The organism is Nocardia carnea, from assembly GCF_029869215.1.
Lineage (GTDB): Bacteria > Actinomycetota > Actinomycetes > Mycobacteriales > Mycobacteriaceae > Nocardia > Nocardia carnea_B.
On record NZ_JARWPM010000410.1, the window covers coordinates 1 to 4021 of the forward strand.

Consider the following 4021-nt stretch of genomic DNA (forward strand, 5'->3'; position numbering starts at 1 on the left):
GTGGGGGCGTTATGGTCTATGTACATGGTTTGATTGCCGTAATTCGCGCCCGGGTTGTGGCTCCAGCGCATCCGCCCGCAACCCGACGGACGGGTCCAGGGTTGTTCCCGGGTGGTGTCGTTGTCGATATTGGTGGTGTAGGTCGTCTCGCGGCGCGGGTCGCCGCACGGGCACGAGCCGGCGGACCGGGCGAGACCTTCGACACGTAGGAGCGCGAGCCGTTCCCGCGGTCGGGCACCGGGGCCCGCGGGTCGTGGTCGGGATGCCCCCCCCCCCCCACCCCGCCCGGAGGGCTACGCCCCCGGACCCCCGGTCCGGATGGCTATCCACGCCCGGGTGGTGACCAAGGACTTCCCCGGTCGGTAGGCCGGGGAAAAACTGTGTTCACACCCTGGTGTGGACCGCAACGAAAGATTGGACGGACGTGAAGGTTCAGCCGAGCGTCAAGAAGATCTGCGAGAAGTGCAAGGTGATCCGGCGTAACGGCCGGGTCATGGTGATCTGCGACAACCTGCGGCACAAGCAGCGGCAGGGCTGACACCGGCGCCGAGCACCGAACGCGGTTCGGATTGGCACTAGAGAAGACCTCCCAGCGCCAGCCGCACACTGAGGATTTTTCCGGATTCGTCCGGAAGGTGTGCGTGCCTACCCCCGGAACGGAGGCCGGGGCCCCACCAGACGAGGGGACGGACAGGGAGCAGACCTCCGCAACAGTGAAGGAACTGCCAGATGGCACGTCTCATGGGCGTCGATCTCCCGCGCGAGAAGCGCATGGAGATCGCACTGACCTACATCTTCGGCATCGGTCGTACCCGCTCCAAGGAGATCTTGGCGGCCACGGGCGTGAGCCCGGACCTGCGCTCGAAGGATCTCACCGATGAGCAGGTCACGCAGCTGCGTGACTACATCGAGAGCTCGTCTCTCAAGGTCGAAGGTGACCTCCGCCGTGAGGTTCAGGCCGATATCCGTCGCAAGATCGAGATCGGCTGCTACCAGGGCCTGCGCCACCGTCGTGGCCTCCCGGTTCACGGCCAGCGCACCAAGACCAACGCGCGCACCCGCAAGGGCCCGAAGCGCACCGTCGCCGGCAAGAAGAAGTAGGGGATAACAGATGCCTCCGAAGTCCCGGGCCTCCGGCCCGAAGAAGAGCCAGAAGTCGCGTCGCAGGGAAAAGAAGAACGTTCCCCACGGCCACGCGCATATCAAGAGCACGTTCAACAACACCATCGTGTCCATCACCGACCCCTCGGGCAATGTCATCTCCTGGGCGTCCTCGGGTCACGTCGGGTTCAAGGGTTCGCGCAAGTCGACCCCGTTCGCCGCACAGCTGGCCGCCGAGAACGCGGCCCGCAAGGCGCAGGAGAACGGCGTCAAGAAGGTCGACGTGTTCGTCAAGGGCCCCGGGTCCGGCCGCGAGACCGCGATCCGTTCGCTGCAGGCCGCCGGCCTGGAGGTCGGGACGATCTCCGATGTCACTCCGCAGCCGCACAACGGTTGCCGTCCGCCCAAGCGGCGTCGCGTCTAAGCGGGAAGGAAGGTAGAGCACAATGGCCCGTTACACCGGACCCATCACCCGCAAATCGCGTCGCCTGCGCGTCGACCTGATCGGCGGTGACCAGGCTTTCGAGCGTCGCCCCTACCCGCCCGGCCAGCACGGCCGCGCGCGGATCAAGGAGAGCGAATACCTGCTGCAGCTGCAGGAGAAGCAGAAGGCCCGCTTCTCCTACGGCGTTATGGAAAAGCAGTTCCGCCGGTACTACGAAGAGGCCAACCGCCTCAAGGGCAAGACCGGTGACAACCTGCTGCGCCTGCTGGAGACCCGGCTGGACAACGTCGTGTACCGCGCCGGTCTGGCCCGGACCCGTCGTCAGGCCCGCCAGCTGGTCAGCCACGGCCACTTCCTGGTGAACAACAAGAAGGTCAACGTGCCTTCGTTCCAGGTCACCCAGTACGACATCATCGATGTCAAGGAGAAGTCGCTGGCGACCCTGCCGTTCCAGGTGGCCCGTGAGACCCTCGGCGACCGTCCGGTCCCCGGCTGGCTCCAGGTCATCCCGGGCCGGCTGCGCATTCTGGTGCACTCCCTGCCGGAGCGCGCGCAGATCGATGTGCCGCTGCAGGAACAGCTGATCGTCGAGTACTACTCGAAGTAACCAGCTGTGCTGCTGGTGCGGGCCGGGCTGCTATCCGGCCCGCACAACCCCTAAACGAGGCGTCAAATAGCGGGCGCCCAACACAGGAGGATTGATCCCATGCTGATTTCCCAGCGTCCGACCCTCACCGAAGAGGTCATCGCCGACAACCGCTCGAAGTTCACCATCGAACCCCTCGAGCCCGGTTTCGGGTACACCCTCGGTAACTCGCTGCGGCGCACCCTGCTGTCCTCGATTCCGGGGGCGGCGGTGACCAGCATCCGCATCGACGGCGTTCTGCACGAGTTCACCACCGTGCCCGGCGTGAAGGAAGATGTCACCGACATCATCCTGAACCTCAAGGGCCTGGTCGTGTCCTCCGAAGAGGACGAGCCGGTCACCATGTACCTGCGCAAGCAGGGCCCGGGGACCGTCACCGCCGATGACATCGTGCCGCCGTCGGGTGTGGTCGTGCACAACCCGGATATGCATATCGCCACCCTGAACGACAAGGGCAAGCTCGAGATCGAGCTGGTCGTCGAGCGTGGTCGCGGTTATGTCCCGGCGGTGCAGAACAAGGCGACCGGTGCGGAAATCGGCCGGATCCCGGTGGATTCGATCTACTCGCCGGTGCTCAAGGTGACCTACAAGGTCGAGGCCACCCGTGTCGAGCAGCGCACCGACTTCGACCGGCTCATCCTCGACGTGGAGACCAAGAACTCCATCAGCGCGCGGGACGCGCTCGCCTCGGCGGGCAAGACCCTGGTCGAACTGTTCGGCCTGGCCCGTGAGCTGAACGTCGAAGCCGAAGGTATCGAGATCGGCCCCTCCCCGGCCGAGGCGGATCACATCGCCTCCTTCGGGCTGCCGATCGAGGATCTGGACCTCACCGTCCGTTCCTACAACTGCCTGAAGCGCGAGGGTGTGCACACCGTCGGCGAGCTGGTGGCGCGGACCGAATCGGATCTGCTGGATATCCGCAACTTCGGCCAGAAGTCCATCGACGAGGTCAAGGTCAAGCTGCACGCGCTGGGCCTGTCTCTCAAGGACAGCCCCGCGTCCTTCGACCCGTCGAGCGTGGTCGGCTACGACGCCACCACCGGAACCTGGTCCGACAGCGGCACTTTCAGCGACGACAACGGCGGCGAGCAGGACTACGCCGAAACCGAACAGCTCTAGGCCGCCGGGGTAGGCGCCCCGGACCGGCCTTAATCAAGGAGAACCTACAATGCCCAAGCCCAAGAAGGGTGCTCGCTTCGGCGGGTCGGCGTCGCACCAGAAGGCGATCTTCGCCAATCTGGCCACGGCGCTCTTCGAGCACGGTCGGATCACGACCACCGAGGCCAAGGCCAAGGCGCTGCGCCCCTACGCCGAGAAACTGGTCACCAAGGCCAAGGCCGGCACCCTGGCCGACCGCCGCGAGGTGCTCAAGGTGATCCGGAACAAGGACGTCGTGCACGATCTCTTCGCCGAGATCGGCCCGTCGTTCGAGGGTCGCGAAGGCGGCTACACCCGGATCATCAAGACCCTGCCGCGTAAGGGTGACAACGCCCCCATGGCGATCATCGAGCTGGTCCGCGAGAAGACCGTGACCAACGAAGCCGATCGCGCCCGCCGGGTGGCCGCGTCCAAGAAGGCCGAGGAGCAGGCCCCCGAGGCCGAGACCGAGGCCGAGGCGAAGCCCGAAGCCGAGGCCACCGAGGCTCCGGCCGCGGAAGCCGCGGCCGAGGAGAAGGCCGACGACAAGGCGTAATTCGTCTGCCGTGGACGTCCGCGTCCGCGGTTCGTCGGGGCGGCCCCCCCCCCCCACAAAGGGGGCGGGGGCGGGAGCGGGTTGGCGGGGGGTTGAGTGGGTGGGAAAACAGGGCGCCGAACGCGGCGGGGGGGGG

General features: G+C 66.3%; 6 protein-coding genes. All 6 read left to right on the forward strand.

The features are described from left to right. Nucleotides 1-424: 424 nt before the first annotated feature. The 6 genes from rpmJ to rplQ all read left to right on the forward strand — a co-directional run bounded on the left by rpmJ (nucleotide 425) and on the right by rplQ (nucleotide 3885). Nucleotides 425-538 (forward strand): 50S ribosomal protein L36, encoded by a 114-nt coding sequence (gene rpmJ / locus QH276_RS29840; RefSeq protein WP_025347279.1) that lies wholly within the window; start codon nucleotides 425-427, stop codon nucleotides 536-538. Nucleotides 539-729: 191 nt separating this feature from the next. Then, nucleotides 730-1101 (forward strand): 30S ribosomal protein S13, encoded by a 372-nt coding sequence (gene rpsM / locus QH276_RS29845; RefSeq protein WP_280397250.1) that lies wholly within the window; start codon nucleotides 730-732, stop codon nucleotides 1099-1101. Between the two features lie 10 nt (nucleotides 1102-1111). Beyond that, entirely contained in the window at nucleotides 1112-1525 is a 414-nt protein-coding gene (gene rpsK / locus QH276_RS29850) for a 30S ribosomal protein S11 (RefSeq protein ID WP_030522613.1), read from the forward strand. Nucleotides 1526-1547: 22 nt separating this feature from the next. Continuing rightward, nucleotides 1548-2153 (forward strand): 30S ribosomal protein S4, encoded by a 606-nt coding sequence (rpsD, locus tag QH276_RS29855; protein WP_280397249.1) that lies wholly within the window; start codon nucleotides 1548-1550, stop codon nucleotides 2151-2153. A gap of 99 nt (nucleotides 2154-2252) precedes the next feature. Continuing rightward, a complete protein-coding gene (locus tag QH276_RS29860) occupies nucleotides 2253-3311 on the forward strand; it encodes a DNA-directed RNA polymerase subunit alpha (protein ID WP_195055326.1) in 1059 nt (352 codons plus the stop codon). A gap of 49 nt (nucleotides 3312-3360) precedes the next feature. Then, the gene (gene rplQ, locus QH276_RS29865; protein WP_280397248.1) at nucleotides 3361-3885 is read left to right on the forward strand and encodes a 50S ribosomal protein L17; all 525 of its coding nucleotides are present in this window, start codon (nucleotides 3361-3363) and stop codon (nucleotides 3883-3885) included. Nucleotides 3886-4021 lie beyond the last annotated feature (136 nt).